Source organism: Bacillus sp. FSL K6-3312 (assembly GCF_038007485.1).
GTDB classification, from domain to species: domain Bacteria; phylum Bacillota; class Bacilli; order Bacillales; family Bacillaceae; genus Bacillus; species Bacillus pumilus.
Genome location: NZ_JBBOXI010000001.1, coordinates 2536256 through 2558286, shown reverse-complemented (window position 1 = coordinate 2558286; position 22031 = coordinate 2536256). Strand labels below are relative to the sequence as shown.

Genomic DNA, 22031 nt, shown 5'->3' with positions numbered 1-22031 from the left:
AAGCAGAAACCCATAGATTGAAAGAAATAAAGAGAAAGAGGGGATATGGCATGAGCCAGCTGCCAGTGGCACTTCAAACAGGGGATACGGTGGGGATTATTGCACCAGCAAGCCCGCCTGATGAGCTGAAATTAGCAAAAGGGATTGCCTTTTTAGAAAGCCTCGGGCTAAAGGTGAAAAAAGGGAAGTATTTGGGCCGCCGTTATGGGTGTTTAGCAGGTCATGATCATGAAAGAGTGGATGATCTCCATCGTATGTTTCAAGATCCAGAAGTGAAGGCGGTTATTTGTGCTTGCGGAGGATACGGGACTGGCAGACTTGCGGAAGCCATTGACTATGACCTCATTCGCCGGAATCCAAAAATCTTTTGGGGCTATAGTGATATTACGTTTTTACATACGGCCATCCAGCAGCAGACGGGTCTTGTGACGTTTCATGGGCCAATGCTTTCCTCTGATGTGGGACTTGAGGAGGTCCATCCTTATACGAAAGATACCTTTTTACAGCTGTTCGCACCGAAAGCTTTTACGTATGCGCACCACTTGTCACCCCTTCATACTTTCTATCCGGGCACCGCTTCAGGTGAGATTGTAGGAGGAAATCTTGCCCTCATCGTGACAACACTTGGTACGCCTTTTGAAATCGATACGAAGGGAAAGCTATTGTTCATTGAAGATATTGACGAAGAGCCCTATAAAATCGATCGAATGATGCAGCACCTCAAATCTGCTGGAAAATTGGATGATGCGGCTGGATTCATCATTGGAGATTTTCATCAATGTGAGCCAAAAAAGAAAGATCAGTCTCTCACATTGAATCAAGTATGGGACACCTATATTGTCCCGCAAAAGAAACCTACACTTGGGGGCTTCCGAATCGGTCATTCTTCGCCGAACTTTGCCATTCCAATGGGCACGCAGGCTGCATTAGATGCGACAGGAAAAAAACTGCATATTTCTCCAGGCGTTGCAGCGAAAGAGGCGATCAAATGAAAATCGTCGATGTTCGTACATGCAGAATGAGTGTACCGCTAAAAAAGCCTTTCAAAACCGCTTTACGAACGGTGTATGACGCAGTATCTCTGATCGTTATCATCACATATGATCAAGGTGACGTCAGCTACGGAGAAGCAGTCCCGACAACGGTGATTACAGGTGAAACGCTGGAAAGCATCGACTATGCCATCTGCGAAGTGATCAGACCGATTTTGCTTGGAGCTTCCTTGTCAGAATATGAACAAATTTTTTCTCATATGAACCGGGTGCTCGCTTGCAACACAAGCGCAAAGGCAGCGGTTGACATGGCCATTTATGATGGTTTAGCGAAGCAGGCAGGGCTTCCGCTTTATCAATACCTTGGCGGATATCGCAGTCAGCTTGAAACCGATTATACGGTCAGTGTAAACCGTCCGCTTGAGATGGCGGAAGATGCGAAGCAATACGCAGCAGAAGGCTTTCAGACATTAAAGATCAAGGTAGGAAAAGATGATATAGACACGGATATTCAGCGTATCAAGCGAATTCGAGAAAAGATCGGGCCGGATATTCAGATTAGGCTCGATGCGAACCAGGGCTGGACGTGGAAGGAAGCGGTTGTAGCCATTCGGAAAATGGAATCACTGAATATCGAACTAGTCGAGCAACCAGTGCCAAAAGAAGATATCGAAGGTCTGCGCCGTGTGACGCAGGCAACAAATACACTGATTATGGCAGACGAAAGCATTTTCAGTTTTCATGATGCGATCAAGGTGCTTGAAACGAGAAGCTGTGATTTAATCAATTTAAAATTAATGAAATCAGGCGGCATAAAAGAAGCCTTAAAAATCAATGCTTTGGCAGAAGCATACGGCGTAAAGTGCATGGTTGGCAGCATGATTGAGTCAAAACTTGGCATTACAGCAGCCGCTCATCTCGCCGCCAGCCAGCCAAATATCACCCGCTATGATTTTGATGCCCCGCTCATGCTAAAAGAGGACATGGTGGACGGAGGAATCGTGTACAAAGGAAAAGATATCTTTTTCCCGCCGCATCATGGGTTAGGCATTCAAGGAGTGAAAGGAGTCTCATGATGATATTTGAATCAAAGGTTGCAGTTGCGAACGTATGGACAGCGCCGCAGTCACCGAGAGAAATCGATCAAAAGGTACTTCAGAGCTCCTTCAAATTCAAAGAGTGGATTGACAAGCAAACATATGAAGAAAAACTGGCTTTATGTGAAGAAAATCTGATCCAGTCGCAAGTACTGCTCGGTGAACGAGTCATTGGCTTAGAAGAAACAGACGGCTGGATGAAAGTCGTTATTCCGCAGCAGGCCAGCCGGAAACACCCACAAGGCTATCCTGGCTATATACCTGCGAACCAACTAAAGCAAGTGACAGAAGGAAGTGCACCAACTATATCTCATATCGTTTGTCAGAAAAAAGCCATGCTCTATCGAAACGGGCAAGCGGACATGGAAATTAGTTTTTTAACAGAGCTCGCAGCTGTAGAAGAAACGAGTGATTGCTTTCGTGTTGTCACACCAGCAGGGACGAGAGAAATCAATAAAGCAGATGTGCAGCCAGTTTCATCCATTTTTTCTATGGCCGGCAAAGATGTTGTAGACAAGGGAAAACAATTTATTGGTCTTTCGTATTTATGGGGCGGCATGAGCAGCTTTGGCTATGACTGTTCGGGCTTTGCTTACAGCATGTATAAAGCGTGCGGATATCTTTTGCCGAGGGACGCAAGTGACCAAGCAGTGCAAGGAACACCGGTCGCATCAAGCCATTTAGAACAAGGCGACTTATTGTTTTTCGCCAATGACAACGGAAAGGGAGCAGTCCGCCATGTTGGGATCTACGCAGGTGACGGTATGATGCTTCATTCGCCTAAAACCGGCAGAGAAATTGAACTTCTTTCCCTTGCTGGCACTTCATATGAAAAAGAATGGGCAGGTGCAAGACGGTATTTGCCAAGCGAGAGGAGCAAAGGTCATGGCAGTTGAACCACTTTTACAAGTAAACAATCTCAAAAAACATTTTCATCTATCGAAAGGAAGAACGCTAAAAGCGCTAGACGGTGTCTCCTTTCAGCTGAAACAAGGCGAAACATTTGGCCTTGTTGGCGAGTCCGGCTGCGGGAAATCCACACTTGGAAAAGTGCTTATGCGTCTTTATGAACCGACAGATGGGGAAGCCTTATATGAAGGGAAAAGCCTTCATCACCTTTCTCAAAAAGAATCATTTGATTTTAATCGGCAAATTCAAATGGTGTTTCAAGATCCGTATTCCTCCTTAAATCCGCGGCTGTCTGTAAAAGATATTATGCTGGAGCCAATGGAGATTCATAACCTTTATGGGAGTCAAAAGAAAAGGGTTGCCCGGGTGAAAGAACTACTGGAAGCTGTTGGACTTAGCTATGACTTTGCCACGCGCTATCCTCATGAATTCAGCGGAGGACAGAGGCAGAGAATCGGTATTGCAAGAGCACTCGCCTTAGCGCCGAAATTTATTGTGGCAGATGAACCAATTTCTGCACTAGATGTCTCTGTTCAAGCGCAGGTCGTGAATTTGCTGAAGAAACTGCAAAAGGAGGAAGGGCTGACATTTCTCTTTATTGCGCATGACTTGTCGATGGTCAAATATATTAGCGACCGAATCGGTGTCATGTATTTAGGTCATCTCGTCGAATTGACCAGCAGTGATACGTTATATCAAACACCGCTGCACCCCTATACACAAGCATTGCTGTCTGCGATCCCCATTCCAGATCCTGACGTGGAGGACAAGCGCAAAAGGTTCATTTTAAAAGGAGAAATTCCAAGTCCAGTGAACCCGCCAAGCGGCTGTGTATTTCGAACAAGGTGTCCTGCAGCGATGGATGTGTGTGCTGAAAAAAAGCCAATATTACAAGCAGTAGAAGAAGGGCATGATGTCGCCTGTCATTTATACGATCGGACATAAAAATAGGCAGATAAAAAGCCAGCAAGTAGACAAGCTGTTCTACACGCTGGCTTTTTTAGTGAACGAACGCCGAATCGGCAATGTGCAGCATCTAAAAGAGCCGCCAGATTTAATGATTTCTGAAAAATCCACTTCAATGACAGTGTAGCCGTGAGCGGTTAATGCAGCATTTGTTTCTTGATTGATGGGCAAACTGATCACTTTTTTCTGTCCAATGGATAAAACGTTTGGGCCGAGTGTGAATTGCTCTTGTTCGCTTATTTCAATTAGATGATAATGCATTTTGAGCAGGTGAAGATCCTCATTTTTGAACGCTTCTGGATAAATCAATATTTCATCATGAGAGAGAATATTCATCACACAATCGAGATGCAAAATGTGAGGAGGAAGATGAATGGGAATGATGTCATGATCCGGCAGTTCTTTTTTAAGCTCATGAATAGCGGCTGGGTTTGTTCTTTTGCTCGTTCCGACAAATACGCGTTTTTGATCCACAAGTACATCGCCGCCTTCAATCGTTCCGTTTGTCAGGGTAACAGTTTTCAAGCCATTTCCCTGTGCCCACTCTTTTAACAATTGTTCTTCTCCTTGCCGAACCGGAGCGGCCATGCTTGAAACAAAGAGTGTATGTCCAATCGTAAACCCAATATCCCGAGTAAAGACTTGCTCAGGAAAGCGGTCATTTGCAGGAAGCATAATGGGGCGTACTTGATGGTCTTTTAGGGTTTGGATCAATTGCTTATGCTGAGCAATGGCTTTCATTTGAGAAATATTTTCTCTTGCAAAATGTTTTTGGGTTTCGTTGATGATCTGTTTGATTTCCATATAGATGGGACTGCATAAAAGGACTTCTTGTAAATCATCATATTCACTCATGCATTGCGGCATTTTGTGTATTTGCTCTGCTCTTATAGAATCCATCAAATGGCCTCCTTGTTTGTTCATAGTTCTATTATTCCTCGTTCTAGTCATAGTTGAAACATTTCCGAAAGAAAATCTCTCACAAGAGACTAAAGCAAAAAGTTTAGACAAACCTAAAAGAATAGTGTTTAATAAAAGTCGTTCCGCATTCACGAAAACAGCAAGAAGGAGCTATGATGATGAGTGAAGAAAATTTCAAATACTGCAAGGAATCGAAAGTTGTCAAAACCAGCAGGGTATTTCCTCTCGATACGAATAATCACCAAACCTTATTTGGCGGGAAATTAATGAGTTATATAGATGACATTGCCTCCATCTCGGCAGCAAGGCACAGCCGATGTGAAACGGTCACGGCATCAATGGATTCAGTTGATTTTTTAGAGCCGATTGGACAAAAGGAGTCGGTATGTTTAGAGTCCTATGTCACATGGGTGGGTACGTCTTCTATGGAAGTGTTCGTCAAGGTCATCAAAGAAAACTTGATGTCTGGAGAGCGCAGACTTGCAGCCACTTCATTTCTGACATTTGTCTCGTTAGATGAAAACGGAAAACCTAAACGAGTCCCGCAGGTGATGCCGGAAACAGAGGAAGAAATCATGTTGCATCAAACCGCAAAACAGCGAGCTGAAGAAAGAAAAAGCCGCCGAAAGCATAGTAAGGCACTGGCTGACGCACTTGGGACAGATAAACCATGGGCGTAAAAATCACCCTTTAAGCGGTGATTTTTTTCTATGACGGTATCTTGCATGGCAAGATAGTGTGTGGTAAGATGATGCTATCTTGTGATGCAAGATACTGAAATCGGAGGAACAAAGATGACAACATCCACACAAATGCTAAAAGGAATTTTAGAAGGCTGCCTGCTGTCGATTATTTCAGAGGGTGAGATTTATGGATATGAAATGACGAAGAAGCTCGCTTATTATGGGTTTGATCAAATTAGTGAAGGAAGTATCTATCCGATCCTGCTGCGTATGCAAAAGGAACAGCTCGTGACCACTGTCACAAAAGCATCAGCAAGCGGGCCGAAAAGGAAATACTATACGCTCACACAAGCTGGAGAACAAGCGCTCACAGAGTTTATTACTCGCTGGAGTGAGCTTTCAAAAAATGTGAACTGTTTACTACAAAAAGGGAAGTGAGATTATGGTATCAAAAGAAACAAGACACATCTTACTAGAGCTGAAATTTTATCTCATATCATTGGGAAAAAATGAGGACGAAATTGATGAACTGATGGATGAGCTAACGACACATGCCGTTGAGGCTGAAAAAGATGGCAAAACAGGGGAGGCTGTGTTTGGCGGAGATCCGAGGGGCTATGCTGATGAACTCGCAAAAGAGCTGTCAGGAAACCATAAAGACTGGGTTCCCTTCGTCAGTGCCTTCTTAATTGGATCACTCTTCTATATGATTTTATCAGATGCGATCAGTCAAAGCTTATCCTATTCTTGGTATGCGTTAATAGGATATCCGCTCGTTTTAGTTGCCAATGTTATCATGATCATTGTGATGTTTAGAGCGTCTGCCTTTCAGACAAGCGGCCGGGCATTTCTTTATTTTTGGATCTTAGGAATCTTTCAACTGACTTCAATGGTCACAATCAAACTATTGGATCAAAAGCTCGGCACACCATTACTTGTGCTGACTTCAGGTCAAAGATGGGGCGTCATCCTACTTATGCTGTTATGTATCATTGTCTTTAATGCGATCATGAAGGCGAATCTCATTTCATTGATTCCGATCATCTTCTTCGGACCGCAGCTCATATTCGAATGGATTGGCTGGACATCACCAAGCGTGCTTCTCATGCAAAGTCTACTATCGGTTGTGATCGTAATAGGGCTTATGCTCATGGTCTTACGCCGGACGAACAAGAAAAATGAAAACACGAAGTAAAAAACAGAGCACATCCCATCCGATGTGCTTTCAGCGTGTAGACAAACCCTCGCATTCGTTGTCAGTTCTGCGCGCTGGTGCTCACGAATGTCAAATTCGCTCTGCTTTGGTGCTCGTCCTCCCTAGACTTCAAAGGTTATCAATCACGCTGAAAAGAAGACAAAGGCCTAAAATAAAGATCATTTTAGCCCTTTGTCAACAATCTGAGAGCACATCCTATCCGATGTGCTTTTCTTTTTCTAAAAAAATGTAGAAATGGTAGCGTATTTTTCATTACAATGGGAAGAGGACAAAAATGAAAAGGGGTTCTGCGTTTGGATATCTTATGGGGATATGTACTTGTTTTTGTATTGGCTGCTTTGCCTTTTTTTGAAGTGGTTGGTGTTGTTCCACTGGCCATCTTAGGTGGACTGCATCCTGTGACAACGGCTGTAATCGGATTCATCGGCAACTTTCTCACAGTCTTGCTCCTCATTGTTTTCGTAGACCGCTTCAAAGCATGGCGGTTGAGGAGAAAAGAGGACAAAAGTGATGGAAAAGGAGAAAAAAAGCAACTACGAGCCAGAAAAATTTGGGAACGATATGGTCTCCCGGGATTAGCGCTCATTGGTCCTTTTATCATCGGCAGTCATCTAGCGGCATTTATGTGCATGAGCTTCGGAACGAAAAGAAAGCAAGTCGCAGTGTGGATGACAGTCAGTTTAATGATGTGGACGGCGTTGGCAGCTAGTTTAACCGGTGCGGGAATCCATTACTTTGCCCCAGATTCAAATGGATTGTTCGGTGATATTTTTAATCGGTAAGTGAGGGGAGACCATAAATGAAACTTCAAACACGCATAGTGCTTGAAACAGAGCGCCTTAGACTGAGAACGATGAATGAACATGATGCGCCATTTTTATATGACATGTTGTTCCAAGATGAAGAAGTAATGAAGTATTATCCTTCTTTGAAGGATGAGCAGCAGACGAAAGAGTGGATTGCATGGAATCAAAAGAATGACCGTATGTATCATACTTCTCTCTGGATCATTGAAGACAAAGAAACGAATGAACCACTTGGACAAAGCGGGATTGTTCTGCAAAACATTGAAGGACAAACAGAACTTGAAATCGGCTACATGCTAAAAAAAGCAGCGTGGGGAAATGGCTATGCTGCTGAAGCCGCAAAAGGCTGTCTCACCTATGGTTTTCAAGAAATGAAGGTCAGACGAATGGTGAGCTTAATCCGCCCAGACAATGAAGCATCGGTAAAGGTCGCTTTAAAAATGGGCATGAAAAAAGAAAAAACCATTTCAAAATGGGACCAAATCATTGATGTATACAGCATCACCCGCAACGAAGAAAACGGCTCGCTTACAAAATAAGCAGAGCCGTTTTTATTTTATATCCGCTGTTCTAGCTGAAGTAAATATTTCTTACGTTCAACCCCTCCGCCGTAGCCGCCAAGCTCACCACTTGTTTGAATGACGCGGTGGCATGGAATGATGATCGCCAATTGATTGGCACCATTTGCATTCCCTACCGCTCGGACCAAATGCGGATCGCCCAGCATCACAGCAAGATCTCGGTAAGAACTTGTTTCGCCTGAAGGAATGCGTGTAAGTAGGTCCCACACCTTCATTTGAAAAGGGGTGCCATGCATGGAAAGCGGTACGGTAAACTGCGTCAGTTTTTTCTCGAAATATAAGGTCAATTCCTTTACCAATTGCTGATGGACGTTTGTTTCCCCAACTAAAATACGCGCATGATGCTTTTTTCTCATGTTCTCAATTTCCTTTTCTAGTCCCCGCCTGTCCATAAATTCCAGTAAATACACATGCGCGGCATCTGTCACGCTGATCATCCGTCCGATCGGTGTGGAAATAAAATTGGCATGGAGAATCTTAGTCTGTGCCTTTTTAGGGGGGGTTCCCATGATTTTCGTAAAGGCATCATTGAAGGCACTCGAAGAATCATAGCCCAAGGCGACCTGCTGATCAATCACTTTTTTTCCATTCATAATTTCTTTAAAGGCAAGCCCCATTCGGCGTGATCTCGCATATTGAACAAAGGTCATGCCGTAGATTTCTTTGAATTTTCGCCGAGCCGTTGCAGAGTGAATCCCTAATTGACGAAAGTCCTCTTCTTTCCAGCGTTTTTCAGGATGTGTTTCAACTGCTGAAACGAGTGTTTTGACTTCTTCTGGAATGCTGTTTGGATAGGTTAATGGAGTGCAGCGCTTGCACGGACGATATCCTGCTAGCAGTGCTTCCTCTGCTGTAAAGAAAAACTCACAGTTCTCATATTTTGGTTTTCTAGCGGTACATGTGGCATGGCAGAAGATACCGGTCGTCTTAATGCCGGCGAAGAATGTGCCGTCATATTGCGGATTCTTGTCAACCAGTGCTTGATAAAATTCATGTTTCTGTTCGTCGGTTATCATCATACGATTCACCTCTTGGTTTCATTATTTGGGCCGATACAACGGATGATCTGTAAATGCAGCATCCTAAAGTTGAACGTTCATCACATCAATCTGAGTTCATTATACCAGCGATATGATCGTTCCTTTAACGTCTGAGCGTGTCTAACTTGGTCCTTCTTCCATATTTTTTCTGTTTTAGCTCATATACTTTAGTTGTTTCTGTTTCATTTCTTCATAAAATGTTTCAACTTCTTGTTCGTAAAGAACGGTCTCCATGTCCTTGTATTTACGCTTGATCGTCAATGTAATAAAAAATAAATGGATTGTCATATACGTTCATTTCCCTTCGGTTAGCAGCACGCAAATATCCCGCAGATACTCTTTATCAGTTGATCTGTTTCTAACACTTAGTATACGCCGGTCCCAAATCATTTCTTTCGAAAAATGAACAAGTATATTTGAAGAGGGAGAGCAAACTGGTAGACCGGCATATCGGGGTGTGATAAGATTTTTAATACAGAATCTGCTCTAAGTCAGATCTGTTTATCATGAATTGGTTTTCTAGGGTTCCGTGCGCTGGTGCAGTCTGGACCGAGAGAAAACACATAGGGTCTTTAGAAGAGGCCATATGGACACGGAGGGATAAAAGCCCGGGAGAGTTGATCAAACGATCGATTTCCAGGCTTTTTTTGTTGGTTGGAATCGTTCAGAAAGGAGAAGATCAGATGAAATGGGGAAATGTCTTTATTGCGGCCATCTTTGAAGTCGGCTGGGTGATGGGGCTGAAATATGCCCACTCGCTCATAGAATGGGGCGCAACCATCGTTTGTATTATCGTGAGCTTTTATTTACTCATGAAAGCAACAAGTGTACTGCCAGTTGGCACACTTTATGCCGTTTTTACCGGGCTTGGGACAGCAGGTACCGTCGTCATAGGCATGGTGCTTGGTGAGCCGGTTCAGCTTGTTAAACTGCTTTTGATTGTCATGCTTTTGTGCGGTGTATTAGGACTGAAGCTGACAACAGGTGAAAAGAAGGGAGAGGCTGAATCATGAGCTGGCTTTTACTTATTGGAGCAGGCATCTTAGAAATGTTTTGTGTGACCATGATGAACCAATTCCAAAAAGACAAGCATGTCAAATGGATTTTATTCATTGCGGCTGGCTTTTCGATGTCCTTTCTGATGCTGTCTCTTGCGATGAACACGATTCCGATGGGAACGGCGTACGCCATTTGGACAGGAATCGGAGCTGCTGGAGGCGCCACCGTCGGTATGCTGTTTTACGGAGAGTCGAAAGATGCAAAACGTATTTTCTTCATCGCGCTGATTTTATCTGCGGCAGTAGGATTGAAAATCATTGAATAAGAAAAGGCTGGCAGATAGATGCCAGCCTTTTGTTACATCGAATGATGATTGGAATCGTTTTCATTTTTGCGGTAAAGCTGGCTCACAAGCAGAAAACACACACCAAATGTGAGAAAAGGAATGAGTCTTTCACCGGCTATAAAAAGGGAAATACCTGTGATCAGACAAACGATGCCGAGCCAAAAGCTCACTTTTCCAAACAAAGTCATACTTTTCATCTCCACCACTCCTTTTATGATAAAAGGTCTATTCACATTATATCACGCCAGGTGCAGAATTGAATGAATATTCAATAAAAAATAGGGCTCTACATTGCTTTTTCTCTTTCCAGTCCAGTATAATATTTCATTAGAATGAAAACGTAAATGAGGTCATGATACATGAGAACTTTGATAACAGAGAAACTTGAATTACACAGACAAAAGCATGAGCAAAAAGGAAGATTGCTTGTCAGCTGCCCGGATCAGCCTGGAATTGTCTCCGCTGTCTCTTCCTTTTTATTTGAGCACGGAGCAAATATCATTGAATCCAGCCAATACACAACAGATCATGAAAGCGGCCGGTTCTTTTTAAGAATTGAATTTGATTGGAAAGACATCTTGGCAAATATGGATCAGCTGAAGCAGCAGTTTGAGCCAATTGCAGCATCTTTTCAAATGACGTGGAGCATGTCGCGTGCAAGTGAGCTGAAAAAGCTGGCAATCTTTGTGTCAAAAGAGCTTCATTGTTTACATGAGCTGCTATGGGAATGGCAAAGCGGCAATTTGATGGCTGAAATTGCGGTCGTGATCAGCAATCATGAAACGGCAAAAGATACAGTAGAAGCGCTTGGAATCCCGTTCCATTTTGTAAAGGCGAACAAAGACATTCGCAAAGAAGCGGAAAAACAGCAGCTCGCAATATTAGAAGAGTATGATATTGATGCCATTGTGCTTGCTAGATACATGCAAATTTTAACGCCTGGATTTATAGAACAGCACCCGAACAAAATCATTAATATTCATCATTCCTTCCTGCCAGCGTTTATCGGTGCAAATCCATATAAGCGGGCATATGAGCGAGGAGTCAAATTAATTGGCGCAACTTCTCATTATGTGACCAATGATTTAGACGAAGGACCGATCATTGAACAGGATATTGAGCGTGTAGATCACCGGGATGATGCGGAAGCTTTAAAAAATATTGGCCGAACAATTGAGCGGAGTGTGCTTGCACGTGCCGTCAAATGGCATCTAGAAGATCGAATTATTGTGCATGAGAATAAAACGATTGTATTTAATTGACCGCTTGACTTTTCCTTAGCAATTGGTGATAATATAAAAAAATTAACGAGCGTTGAAAAGGAATAGTAAGCAGGAACTGATGCGTAAAGAGAGCAAATGACATGCTGAAACATTTGCCGCAGACAGCTGCTGAACCTACCCTTTGAGCCTTAGAGGAAAAATCTAAGCGCGTGCCTGGCGTTACAGGAGTTGAGTGGAATAAGTAGATGTATGCTTATTCAATGAAGGTGGTACCACGGAAAATCCCTTTTCGTCCTTTACATAAGGAGAAAAAGGGATTTTTTTGTGCCTAAAGGTATAGCGGAGGGAATCAATAATGAAAAAGCAAAGGATCGTCATCAAAATTGGCAGCAGTTCATTAACAGAGCAAAAAGGAGCCATTGATGAACAAAAAATGCAGGATCATGTGAAAGCGATAGCAAAGCTGAAAGAGGCTGGGCATGAAATTATTTTAATTTCATCAGGAGCCGTGGCAGCAGGGTTTGGCAGCTTAGGGTATCCATCAAGACCTGTGACCTTAAAGGGAAAACAGGCAGCAGCAGCCGTTGGTCAGGGATTGTTAATGCAGAAATATACAGAACTATTTTCACAGTTTCACATGACACCTGCGCAAATGCTTTTAACCCGTAATGACTTTTCAGATCGAACTAGATATCGAAATGCTTACGCAACGATGATGGAGCTGCTAGAAAGAAAAATTTTACCGATCATTAATGAAAATGATTCTGTCTCCATTGAGGAGCTTACCTTTGGGGATAATGACATGCTGTCAGCTCTTGTCAGCGGTTTAATTCATGCAGACCAATTGATCATCTTAACAGACATTAATGGGATTTATAATGCAAATCCAAATGAGCATCCTGAGGCGAAGCGTTTTGATGTTCTAACACACATTTCAGAAGAATTGTTTTCATATGCGAAGAGCACAGGCTCAAAAGTGGGAACAGGCGGGATGAAATCAAAGCTGTCTGCTGCACAAACGGCACTTTCACTAGGCGTGAAAGTCTTCATTGGCACAGGTACTGGTGAAGATAAGCTGCTTCATATTCTAGCGGGTCAAGGAGACGGAACGTATATCGGAGAACAGGACTTATCAGCTGTTAACAACCGCCGTCAATGGATTCAATTCCATTCACCCGTTTCTGGAAAAATTATGATAGATGCAGGAGCGGAAGCGGCGATTTTGCATCATGGCAGAAGTCTTCTTCCAGCTGGCGTCATTGATGTCGCTGGGGACTTTTCTAAAGGAGAGGTCGTTGAAGTCGTAGGGCCGAACGGACTAGTAGGTAAAGGACAAACCTTGTATGCATCCGATGAGCTTCTCGGTATTAAAGGGATGCGAAGTGATGAGCTTTCAAATGAGAAGCCTGAAGTCATACACAGAGATCACTGGGTACAGCATGTACAAAACTGAGGAGGGAATACGATGAATGAAGTTCTTGAAAAAGCAATAAAAGCAAGTGTAGCCAAAGATCAGATGCTGCTAAAAACGACGGAGCAAAAAAATGCAGCTTTACATGCCATCGCAACTGCAATTAAAGCATCTTCCGCTTATTTACTCGAGGAGAATAAAAAGGATATGCAGGCTGCAGAGGAAAAGCAGTTCACGCCTTCTGTTATTGACCGGATTACACTCACAGAAGAGAGAATTGAAGCCATCGCAGACGCGACCTTTCAACTCATTCACCTAAAAGACCCAATTGGTGAAACATTAGAAACCATTCAAAAAGAAAACGGTCTGTACATCGAAAAGGTACGTGTGCCTCTTGGAACGGTTGGAATGATTTATGAAGCAAGACCAAACGTGACTGTAGATGCTGCCACCCTTTGTTTGAAAACTGGGAATGCTGTTATTCTTCGCGGGAGCTCCTCTGCCATTCATAGTAATAAAGCGATTGTGAAGGTGATCCATGAAGCCCTTCACACAACGGATATTCCAGTAGACAGTGTGCAATTGATTGAAGATACAGGCCGTGAAACGGCGAAAACGCTGTTCACTTTAAATGAATATCTGGATGTCCTTATTCCGCGCGGCGGGAAAAATTTAATTGATCTTGTCGTGAGAGAGTCTACCGTGCCAGTGCTTGAGACAGGTGCAGGGAACTGTCATATCTACATTGATGAAACAGCGAAAAACGAAATGGCTGAGCAGATTGTGCTGAATGCTAAAACCCAAAGGCCATCTGTTTGCAACGCGATCGAGAGCATTGTCATTCATGAAACATGGGCAAAAACATATGGCGCTTCGTTATTTGAAGCCCTTCATGCAAATGGGGTAGAGATACGGGGCGATAAAGCTGTATGTGCCCTTGCGCCAAGTGCTTCATTAGCGACCACAGAGGACTATGAAACAGAGTTTTTAGCCCCGATTGTCAGTATTAAAATCGTAGAGAGCATAGAAGAAGCGATTCAGCATATACAAACGTATAGCTCCAAGCACTCTGAAGCGATCATTACGGAAAATGATCAAAGTGCGTCACTTTTCTTAACAGCTGTTGACGCTGCCGCTGTCTATCATAATGCCTCTACTCGGTTCACAGATGGCTTTGAATTTGGCTACGGAGCAGAAATAGGGATTAGCACACAAAAACTGCATGCAAGAGGACCTATGGGTCTGCCTGCCTTAACCTCTGAAAAGTTTGTCATTCGCGGTCAAGGACAAATAAGAGAATAACGAATTCAAAAGAGAGTCTCGTGACAATAGGCTCTCTTTTTCCTTTCATTTTTGTATTTCTTCGGTCAAGTATGATAAAATATGGTAATGTTTTATATTTTGAGAAGATTGGAGAAGGCAACGTATGGCGAAAATCATTCCCTCTTCGGATATTGGAGTGAAAATCAACAAGTGGTATGAATTAATCCGCAGATTTGATTCAGAACAAGCAGAACAACTAAAGCAGGAAATTCGCACCTCTCTTGATTCAATGGAAGAAGATCAGAATTTGCTTCTCTATTTTTCTTTAATGGAATTCAGACATGAGGTTATGCTCGATTATTTAAAGCCATTAAAGGAAGGAAAGCTTCGCGCCAACTTTTCCGAGCTTTCGAAAGAAATAGATGAGCATCAAACACATGTCACAGGCATGCTTGAATACTACTATCATTTTTTCAGAGGCATGTATGAATTTGGCCGTAGGCAGTATATTGCTGCCATCTCGTCTTATCAAAAGGCAGAGCACAAGCTTTCTTTTGTGTCAGATGATATTGAACGTGCGGAATTTCATTTTAAAATGTCAGAAATATATTATCACATGAAACAAACACATATCTCGATGCATCATGCCAAACTGGCGCTAGATGTCTATATTCAGCATGAGCTATATGCGCTTCGCACGATCCAGTGCGAATTTATTGTGGCAGGTAATTATGATGATATGAGAAGACATGAAAAGGCATTACCACATCTCGAGAGAGCGCTTGCGAGATCAAGAGACTTTCAAAATGTGCGATTTATTGCTTCCTCTTTGTTTAATATGGGCAACAGTTATTACCGAATGGGAGATCTTGACCGCGCACTGGAACTAATGAAAGAATCCATCTCGTTATTTGACCAAAATCAATCCGATCACCTTCGTCGATCCATAGACCCTCTTTATACAGCCGCTCAGATATTATACAAACAAGGTAAACACGAAGAAGCCTTACACTACAGAGAAGAATGTATGAAGCGAGCAGAAGCACTTCAGGATGATATTCATATTCAAAAGACGATATTTTTAGAAGCATTGTATTTAAAGCAAGATGCGGAGCATATTAAACGAATTTTTCATTTTTTAGAGTCTTCCTATGCATATCCAGATATAGAGGAGCTGGCATTAGACACCGCAAAGCATTATAATGAAATGGAAGATTATGAAAAATCTTCCATGTTCTACGGAGAAGCGGAACATGCTCGAATCTATATTCAGAGAGGGGATTGTTTATATGAATTTTAAAAAATGGGCAGTCGTCTGTACAAGCATCACCATCCTGGCATTATGGCTGGCAGCAGCACCAAATGCCGACCCGGATAACAGAAACCATACGCTACAACAACCAAATGCGCAGCATGACATCCTCTAAAAGCCCTTATTAAGGGCTTTTTTTACTGTGTACATAAAATAGAGGAGAAAGGAAATCTTAAAAAAAGAGTGTGTATTCGTTGACTCTTGAATTTTAATTGTGTACAATTAAATTGTGGAAAATATTATTGGAGAGAAAGAGGGTTATATACATGTCAGAAGTTTTATTTACTGCAACGGTATCAGCTGTAGGAGGAAGAGAAGGAAAGGTTGTTTCAACTGATGGTGTGCTTGAGCATGATGTAGCAATGCCTGGAACACCAAGAGCGAAAAAAATTGAAAAAGCAACAAATCCAGAGCAATTATTTGCAGCAGGCTACTCTGCATGTTTTGATTCAGCCCTTCAAATGGTCGCAAGACAAGAGCGTATCCGTTTTGAAAGTGAAGTAACAGCACATGTGAGCTTAGTAAAAGACAGTTCAGATGGCGGCTTCAAACTAGGCGTTAAGCTAGAAGTAAAAGGAACTGGAATCGAGCAATCAGCATTAGATGAGCTTGTTCATAAAGCACACGGCGTATGCCCATATTCAAAAGCAACTCAAGGAAATATTGAAGTAGAATTAGTAGCTGTCGCACAATAATTGATATCATAAAAGGCTGAGGGAATATTCCCTCAGCCTTTTGATTGTGTTAATTTTTGCAAAAGCTCATGCAAAGAGGCGCGCAGCGTTTTTAACTCTTCTTCCGATCTGCCTGTCCCAGACAGCATCTGAAATGGAATTGCAGTAGCCTTCTCTTTTAGTTGCTCACCATATTCCGTTAAACGAATTTGCACAGAACGTTCATCCTCTTTCGAGCGCTCGCGGATGATGAGTCCGTTTTGCTCCATCCGTTTCAGCATTGGTGTGAGTGTACCGGAGTCTAAATATAAAAGCTCTCCCATCGTTTTCACATTTAATGTCCCATGCTCCCACAATAAAAGCAGTGCCAAATATTGCGGATACGTAATGTCTAACTCTTCTAATAACGGTTTATACTGCTTCGTCATCTCTCTTGAACTTGCATATAACAAGAAACAAAGCTGATTTTCCAGCTTCATATGCTCGAATTCATTTGTCATGTCAGTCACCAACTATTTTTTGTCATACTTATCATTGTATAAGATTTTCTTCTTTTTTAAAATAAATACAGCCCAAAAACGAAAAAATTCTTTAATGTGCGATAAATGTTTGAGAATTGGATAGAACGTGAAAGGAATAAATAGATAAAGGAGGAGATGAAGATGAAACCATTATTCACAGCAAAAGTAAAGGCACAACACGGAAGAGCTGGACATATTCGTTCAGAAGATGGTGTGCTCGATCATAACATTGTCATGCCTAATGCAAAGAAAGACGGAGAAACTGGTACGAATCCAGAGCAATTATTTGCAGCGGGCTATGCAGCATGTTTCGGAGGGGCACTTGAACAAGTAGCGAAAAAGCAAGGGGTCAACATTGAATCAGAAGTCGAGGGACATGTCAGTCTTTTAAAAGATGAAAGTGATGGCGGATTTAAGCTTGGTGTCAAGCTGATTGTATCTGCAAAAGGCCTTGACCATGACAAGGCGAAAGAGCTTGTCGAGGCTGCGCATGAATTCTGTCCATATTCAAAAGCAACAAGAGGAAACATCGAAGTAGAGCTTGAAGTGGCTGAATAAAAAAGGTTCTCTATTACGCTGAAAAAAAGAAACACCTGCTGATGAGCAGGTGTCTTTTTTAATATTCTTTCTTTTGTTCGTAGGTTTCCCATGCTTCAAATGGTGCAAGGGTTTTTTGAAGTGTCAGCTGATAAAATGGAATATTTCTTGATTCGTAATCTTTATTGATTTCTTCATAAATAAACGAGTCATCAAAACCAGAAACTGCTGCATCCTGATGTCCAGCAGCAAAATAGACCGCTTTTGGTCTAGCCCAGTAAATAGCACCAAGGCACATCGGACAAGGCTCACAGCTTGTATATAAAATACAATCTTCTAATTGGTATGTATTCAGCGTCTGGCACGCCTTTCGAATGGCTGTGACTTCAGCATGTGCGGTTGGATCATTTGTTGTTGTCACATTGTTGCTTCCCTCGGCAATAATCTGTCCATCCTTGACAATGACTGCTCCAAAAGGGCCGCCAGTACCACTATTGACTCCTTCTACTGCAAGATCAATTGCGCGTTGTAAAAAATCTTCGTGATTCATTGTCTTCCTCCCTTTGTTCGACTGACTTCTCTAGTATAAACGAATCATGCTAGAAAAGGAAACCTCCTAGTAGATGGTCAAGCAGGACAATTTACGCATAAAAATCCCCCGCCATGATAGCAGGGGAGAGGGTATCAATTATGCATGCTGCGCCAGCTTTTTACGAGCGACTTCAGCTGCCGTCACCATGTTTTTCAAAGCAGCAATGGTTTCAGGCTCTTGTCTCGTTTTTAGACCACAGTCAGGATTCACCCAGAAGCGATCTGCCGGGCATACGTTCAGTGCATCATCAATGATTTGACTCATTTCTTCGATAGATGGAACGCGCGGGCTATGGATGTCATATACACCAAGTCCAAGTCCTTTCAAATACGGGTGCTTCTCTAGGTAATCGAGGAATCCACCATGACTGCGTGAATGTTCAATAGTGATCACGTCGGCATCAAGGTCTTCAATCGTATCGACAATATCCTCGAAGTTACTGTAGCACATATGTGTATGAATTTGCGTTTCATTTTGAACAGATGATGTTGATAGACGGAATGACTCTGCTGCCCAGTTTAAATAGTCTGCCCAATCACTTTCTTTGAGCGGAAGACCTTCTCTTAGTGCAGGTTCATCCACTTGAATGACTTGAATCCCTGCTTCTTCTAACGCTTCTACCTCTTTACGTAATGCGAAAGCGATTTGGAAGGCAATGTCTTTTCGGGAGATATCTGTTCTTGGGAAAGACCAGTTTAAGATGGTGACAGGACCTGTCAGCATTCCTTTGACCTTTTTCTCCGTTAAGCTTTGTGCGTAAACCGTCTCTTTCACGGTCATTGGCGCTGTAAACTCGACATCTCCATAAATGATTGGCGGCTTCACGCAGCGTGAGCCGTAGGATTGTACCCAAGCAAATTTCGTAAAGGCAAATCCGGCTAGCTTTTCACCAAAGTATTCAACCATGTCTGTACGCTCGAATTCTCCATGTACGAGAACGTCCAGACCGATTTCCTCCTGAATATCAATCCATCTTTTTGTTTCTTTCTTAATAAATTCATCATATTCTGCATCTGTCCATTCATTTTTACGCCATTTTTGACGAGCACTTCGCACTTCAGCAGACTGCGGGAAGCTGCCAATGGTTGTTGTTGGCAAGAGCGGCAGTTCAAGAGATTCGTTTTGGATACGAAGGCGCTCTTCAAAGGCAACTGGACGTTTAAAGTCTTTCGATGAAAGATTGTTGCGTTCTGCTGTCAAATCCGCATTGGTTCCTTTTGCAAATTCTTTTAAAGTAAGAAGTGCTTGCTTGGCTTCATTGATGTCTGCTTCAATCGCTGCGGCGCCTTTTGTTAAGCCTTCTTTTAATGTTGTTAATTCAGCCAGCTTTTCAGTAGCATAAGACAGTCCGTTTAATAGTTTTTCTTCAAGCTGTTCGCTTGGGTGTTTTGCAACTGGTACATGCAGCAAACTGCTTGATGGCTGCAGCCATACTTCCTTCGGCTGAGCGTCAGCAATGACCTCAGAAACGAATGACAATCTTTCGCCAAGATCTGATCTCCAAATATTTCTTCCATCAATGACGCCTGCTGATAAAATTTTATCTTTCGGGAAGCCATGCTTTTTCACTTGATCAAGATTGCGTCCTTGATCGTGGACAAAATCAAGACCGATGGCTTCAACAGGATATGTGACAAGCTCTTCATAGGCATCTACTGAATCAAAGTATGTTTGAAGAAGAATATTTAAGGCAGGTACGGCTTCTTTGATCGTTTGATAGATTTCTTTGACGGATTTCACGTCTTCATATGAAGCTGTGACAAGTGCTGGCTCATCAATTTGTACCCATTTGACGCCGGCTTCTTCAAGTTCTTTTAAAACTTGAGTATAAAGCGGGACGAGACGCTGCTGAATCTCTTTTACTTCATTTGGTTCATAGCCTTTAGAAAGTGAGACAAATGTATAAAGACCAAGTACGACAGGTTTTGTTTCAACACCAAACGCCTTTTTCACCTTTTCGTAAGCTTCAAGCGGTTTGTTATGTGTGAGTTTGAATTCGGTGGTTTTTTCGTATTCTGGAACGATGTAGTGATAGTTTGTATTAAACCATTTTGTCATTTCACTTGAGACAGCATCTTTTGTTCCTCTTGCCATCGCGAAGTATGTATCTAGCGGGTCTTTTAAGCTGCGGAAGCGCTCTGGAATCCAATTGAACATGACAGCAGTATCGAGCACGTGATCGTAGAAGGTAAAATCTCCAGAAGGAACAACATCAATTTGTTGATCAATTTGCGTTTTAATGGCAGTTAAAAATTGTTCATCCAGTGTGCTTAAGAGGGTTTCACGGTCAGTTTGACCTTTCCAATAAGACTCAAGTGCTTTTTTCCATTCTCTGTTTAAACCAATTCGCGGGAAACCTAGATTACTTGTTTTAACAATTGTCAATTCCAATTCCTCCTCTAAATATAAAAAGACATTTACACTCATGGTGAAGATTGATGAGGGCAAATGTCTGGTTTAAAAAGACAAAATGTGTGTGCGAAATAAGACGTGAGCATAACTGACGCTTTTTCCGACATCTCCTATCAACCGTAGGGGGTTTGATGTGATAGAGCGGCTGGTATCCTGGCTGGTGAATCTGCAAGCTTTTCTTCCTTCCCGTCCTTATGACAGTGGATTCATGAGAAAAGCTCTCCTCACTCACAGTGGCGGGACCGCGCCGGATTTTCACCGGTCTTCCCAATTAAAATTCGACGTATGATCGAATTACCGACTCTCAAACTATGAATTTATTGTGTTCGATTATATAACGTCCATTTCATTTCGTCAAAGTAAATTTTGAATAATTTTAATTAAAAAAATCCTGAGAAAATTCTATCTATTCTCAGGACCTCTATTCAAGCTATAGAGATAAAAGATCTGCTTCCAATGTTTTTTCTAAAAGGACATCAGGCGCAGTTAAATATAAAAATCCATTTCCGACGAGGGCTTTAGATTGCTTCAGTGGAAGGGTTCTTCTGACAAGCTGAGCATAGACCTCAGGCTCTGTCAGCTTGCGCTGGAACGCTTCTTCTTCGGCATTTTTAATAATGGCTAGTGCACCGCTCACGTGAGGGGCAGCCATTGAGGTGCCTGTGAGTCTGCCATATTTATGGTTAGGAAGAGTGGATAAAATGTCTTCTCCTGGAGCGACGAGGTCGATTTCTTTATTGGCGTTGGAGAATTCAGAGGATTCTCTTGCAAGGGAGACAGAGCCGACGGCAATGACTTCATTGTATGCTGCAGGGTAGGAGAATTCTTCTGTACGCTCGTCCCCGTCCCCTTCATTTCCTGCTGCGCACACAACAAGTACACCGCTTTTCACAGCATTTTGAATGGCTTCCTGCAAGGCGGGCTCATTGCTTGGACCACCGAGAGACATAGAGATAATATCCACCTTCTGCTCAGCGGCATAGTTGATGCCATTAATGATCCATTCGTATTTCCCGCTGCCATTTTCACCGCCAAGAACTTTCACGATCAGCAGCTTGGCTTCAGGGGCAACCCCTAGAATTCCGCCATTTTGATCTGTTGCTGCAATCGTTCCTGCTACATGGGTACCATGCCCGTTGTAGTCTTTTACATTTTCAGCATCTCCATTGTCATCATCGGTAAAGTTCTTGCCTCCGATAATCTGATCTTTTAAGTCGGGATGCTCTGTGTCACAGCCTGTATCAAGGACAGCAATGGTTATGCCTTTTCCTTTGAAGCCACTTGACCAAAGTTCGGGTGCTTTAATCTCCTGAATACTTTCCGGCGTCTCTTTCGCTTCCATCACATTGGCTTTTACTTCATACGGAATTAAGCGAATTTCACCTTTCATAAGAAAGCCCTCCTTATTTTGTTTTCAAAGTAGATTCAGGCTGCGTAATGTTATTGTATAAAAGAAACTTTTGATCGGAAAGGGTCAATTGTAATAATTTTTCAAATAATCAATCTATTATCAAAAGTGCAGTTCTCCTC

The 22031-nt window shown here is 42.5% G+C and carries 26 protein-coding genes, 2 riboswitches and 1 other annotated feature; of the genes, 18 read left to right on the top strand and 8 right to left on the bottom strand.

All coding sequences use genetic code 11. The features are described 5' to 3' along the window. The first annotated feature begins 50 nt into the window (after positions 1 to 50). Genes MHI11_RS13305 through MHI11_RS13290 form a run of 4 tightly spaced genes read left to right on the top strand, consistent with a single transcriptional unit; the run spans position 51 to position 3943 of the window. A complete protein-coding gene (locus tag MHI11_RS13305) occupies positions 51 to 992 on the top strand; it encodes a S66 peptidase family protein (protein WP_185106998.1) in 942 nt (313 codons plus the stop codon). After that, positions 989 to 2068 carry a mandelate racemase/muconate lactonizing enzyme family protein gene (locus tag MHI11_RS13300; protein WP_065097114.1) on the top strand — a complete coding sequence of 360 codons (1080 nt, stop codon included), beginning with the start codon at positions 989 to 991 and terminating at the stop codon, positions 2066 to 2068. The genes MHI11_RS13305 and MHI11_RS13300 overlap by 4 nt, the downstream gene beginning before the upstream one ends. Further along, a complete protein-coding gene (locus MHI11_RS13295) occupies positions 2068 to 2985 on the top strand; it encodes a C40 family peptidase (RefSeq protein WP_065097115.1) in 918 nt (305 codons plus the stop codon). The genes MHI11_RS13300 and MHI11_RS13295 overlap by 1 nt, the downstream gene beginning before the upstream one ends. Continuing rightward, positions 2975 to 3943 carry an ABC transporter ATP-binding protein gene (locus tag MHI11_RS13290; protein WP_065097116.1) on the top strand — a complete coding sequence of 323 codons (969 nt, stop codon included), beginning with the start codon at positions 2975 to 2977 and terminating at the stop codon, positions 3941 to 3943. The genes MHI11_RS13295 and MHI11_RS13290 overlap by 11 nt, the downstream gene beginning before the upstream one ends. 39 nt (positions 3944 to 3982) lie before the next feature. On the opposite strand, the gene MHI11_RS13285 is transcribed toward MHI11_RS13290, so the two are convergent. Then, positions 3983 to 4864, bottom strand: coding sequence for a dimethylarginine dimethylaminohydrolase family protein (locus MHI11_RS13285; protein ID WP_065097117.1), 882 nt, complete (start codon positions 4862 to 4864; stop codon positions 3983 to 3985). A 179-nt stretch (positions 4865 to 5043) separates the two neighbouring features. Between MHI11_RS13285 and MHI11_RS13280 the strand changes: the two genes are divergently transcribed. The 5 genes from MHI11_RS13280 to MHI11_RS13260 all read left to right on the top strand — a co-directional run bounded on the left by MHI11_RS13280 (position 5044) and on the right by MHI11_RS13260 (position 8129). After that, on the top strand, positions 5044 to 5565 hold the full coding sequence (locus tag MHI11_RS13280; protein ID WP_065097118.1) for an acyl-CoA thioesterase: 522 nt from the start codon (positions 5044 to 5046) through the stop codon (positions 5563 to 5565). 114 nt (positions 5566 to 5679) lie between these two features. Beyond that, the gene (locus tag MHI11_RS13275) at positions 5680 to 6006 is read left to right on the top strand and encodes a PadR family transcriptional regulator (RefSeq protein WP_065097119.1); all 327 of its coding nucleotides are present in this window, start codon (positions 5680 to 5682) and stop codon (positions 6004 to 6006) included. A 4-nt stretch (positions 6007 to 6010) separates the two neighbouring features. After that, positions 6011 to 6763, top strand: a complete 753-nt coding sequence (locus tag MHI11_RS13270) for an HAAS domain-containing protein (protein ID WP_340961208.1) — start codon at positions 6011 to 6013, stop codon at positions 6761 to 6763. A gap of 314 nt (positions 6764 to 7077) precedes the next feature. Continuing rightward, a complete protein-coding gene (locus MHI11_RS13265) occupies positions 7078 to 7566 on the top strand; it encodes a small multi-drug export protein (RefSeq protein ID WP_065097121.1) in 489 nt (162 codons plus the stop codon). A 17-nt stretch (positions 7567 to 7583) separates the two neighbouring features. Then, positions 7584 to 8129 carry a GNAT family N-acetyltransferase gene (locus MHI11_RS13260; protein WP_065097122.1) on the top strand — a complete coding sequence of 182 codons (546 nt, stop codon included), beginning with the start codon at positions 7584 to 7586 and terminating at the stop codon, positions 8127 to 8129. Positions 8130 to 8146: 17 nt separating this feature from the next. Here MHI11_RS13260 and MHI11_RS13255 read toward each other — a convergent pair whose 3' ends face one another. Continuing rightward, a complete protein-coding gene (locus MHI11_RS13255) occupies positions 8147 to 9190 on the bottom strand; it encodes a bifunctional transcriptional activator/DNA repair enzyme AdaA (protein ID WP_065097123.1) in 1044 nt (347 codons plus the stop codon). A 174-nt stretch (positions 9191 to 9364) separates the two neighbouring features. Then, a complete protein-coding gene (locus tag MHI11_RS13250; protein ID WP_065097124.1) occupies positions 9365 to 9499 on the bottom strand; it encodes a YrzI family small protein in 135 nt (44 codons plus the stop codon). Positions 9500 to 9719: 220 nt separating this feature from the next. Further along, a riboswitch (guanidine-I (ykkC/yxkD leader) is annotated at positions 9720 to 9828 on the top strand. 66 nt (positions 9829 to 9894) lie between these two features. On the opposite strand from MHI11_RS13250, the gene MHI11_RS13245 reads away from it, so the two are divergent. Together MHI11_RS13245 and MHI11_RS13240 are read left to right on the top strand one after the other, a co-directional pair. Beyond that, on the top strand, positions 9895 to 10224 hold the full coding sequence (locus tag MHI11_RS13245) for a DMT family transporter (RefSeq protein ID WP_065097125.1): 330 nt from the start codon (positions 9895 to 9897) through the stop codon (positions 10222 to 10224). Beyond that, positions 10221 to 10535 carry a DMT family transporter gene (locus tag MHI11_RS13240; RefSeq protein ID WP_065097126.1) on the top strand — a complete coding sequence of 105 codons (315 nt, stop codon included), beginning with the start codon at positions 10221 to 10223 and terminating at the stop codon, positions 10533 to 10535. Before MHI11_RS13245 ends, MHI11_RS13240 begins: the two co-directional genes overlap by 4 nt. 32 nt (positions 10536 to 10567) lie before the next feature. Here the strand turns inward: MHI11_RS13240 and MHI11_RS13235 are convergent, their stop codons facing one another. Further along, positions 10568 to 10753 (bottom strand): hypothetical protein, encoded by a 186-nt coding sequence (locus MHI11_RS13235; protein WP_034663011.1) that lies wholly within the window; start codon positions 10751 to 10753, stop codon positions 10568 to 10570. 162 nt (positions 10754 to 10915) lie between these two features. Here MHI11_RS13235 and purU point away from each other — a divergent pair, with 162 nt between their 5' ends. The 6 genes from purU (at position 10916) to MHI11_RS13205 (ending at position 16460) form a co-directional block, all read left to right on the top strand. After that, positions 10916 to 11818 carry a formyltetrahydrofolate deformylase gene (gene purU, locus MHI11_RS13230; protein ID WP_065097127.1) on the top strand — a complete coding sequence of 301 codons (903 nt, stop codon included), beginning with the start codon at positions 10916 to 10918 and terminating at the stop codon, positions 11816 to 11818. A gap of 43 nt (positions 11819 to 11861) precedes the next feature. After that, positions 11862 to 12079 (top strand) — a binding site (T-box leader). Positions 12080 to 12134: 55 nt separating this feature from the next. Further along, on the top strand, positions 12135 to 13232 hold the full coding sequence (proB, locus tag MHI11_RS13225) for a glutamate 5-kinase (RefSeq protein ID WP_113767581.1): 1098 nt from the start codon (positions 12135 to 12137) through the stop codon (positions 13230 to 13232). Positions 13233 to 13244: 12 nt separating this feature from the next. Continuing rightward, positions 13245 to 14492, top strand: coding sequence for a glutamate-5-semialdehyde dehydrogenase (locus MHI11_RS13220; protein ID WP_185106981.1), 1248 nt, complete (start codon positions 13245 to 13247; stop codon positions 14490 to 14492). Between the two features lie 124 nt (positions 14493 to 14616). Then, positions 14617 to 15753: a Rap family tetratricopeptide repeat protein gene (locus tag MHI11_RS13215; protein ID WP_065097130.1), complete on the top strand. Its 1137-nt coding sequence runs from the start codon at positions 14617 to 14619 to the stop codon at positions 15751 to 15753. After that, on the top strand, positions 15743 to 15880 hold the full coding sequence (locus tag MHI11_RS13210; RefSeq protein WP_065097131.1) for a phosphatase: 138 nt from the start codon (positions 15743 to 15745) through the stop codon (positions 15878 to 15880). The genes MHI11_RS13215 and MHI11_RS13210 overlap by 11 nt, the downstream gene beginning before the upstream one ends. A gap of 151 nt (positions 15881 to 16031) precedes the next feature. Next, positions 16032 to 16460, top strand: coding sequence for an organic hydroperoxide resistance protein (locus MHI11_RS13205; RefSeq protein ID WP_044138892.1), 429 nt, complete (start codon positions 16032 to 16034; stop codon positions 16458 to 16460). Positions 16461 to 16492: 32 nt separating this feature from the next. On the opposite strand, the gene MHI11_RS13200 is transcribed toward MHI11_RS13205, so the two are convergent. Next, positions 16493 to 16939, bottom strand: coding sequence for a MarR family winged helix-turn-helix transcriptional regulator (locus tag MHI11_RS13200; RefSeq protein WP_003212097.1), 447 nt, complete (start codon positions 16937 to 16939; stop codon positions 16493 to 16495). Positions 16940 to 17101: 162 nt separating this feature from the next. On the opposite strand from MHI11_RS13200, the gene MHI11_RS13195 reads away from it, so the two are divergent. Then, positions 17102 to 17518: an organic hydroperoxide resistance protein gene (locus MHI11_RS13195; RefSeq protein WP_065097132.1), complete on the top strand. Its 417-nt coding sequence runs from the start codon at positions 17102 to 17104 to the stop codon at positions 17516 to 17518. A 58-nt stretch (positions 17519 to 17576) separates the two neighbouring features. On the opposite strand, the gene MHI11_RS13190 is transcribed toward MHI11_RS13195, so the two are convergent. From MHI11_RS13190 to MHI11_RS13180, 3 genes are all read right to left on the bottom strand, one after another. Next, a complete protein-coding gene (locus MHI11_RS13190) occupies positions 17577 to 18047 on the bottom strand; it encodes a nucleoside deaminase (protein WP_003212370.1) in 471 nt (156 codons plus the stop codon). A 138-nt stretch (positions 18048 to 18185) separates the two neighbouring features. Then, a complete protein-coding gene (gene metE / locus MHI11_RS13185) occupies positions 18186 to 20474 on the bottom strand; it encodes a 5-methyltetrahydropteroyltriglutamate--homocysteine S-methyltransferase (protein ID WP_106067719.1) in 2289 nt (762 codons plus the stop codon). Positions 20475 to 20627: 153 nt separating this feature from the next. Beyond that, positions 20628 to 20819, bottom strand: a riboswitch (cobalamin riboswitch). A gap of 112 nt (positions 20820 to 20931) precedes the next feature. Next, positions 20932 to 21891, bottom strand: a complete 960-nt coding sequence (locus MHI11_RS13180) for a S8 family peptidase (RefSeq protein ID WP_003210884.1) — start codon at positions 21889 to 21891, stop codon at positions 20932 to 20934. Between the last annotated feature and the right edge of the window lie 140 nt (positions 21892 to 22031).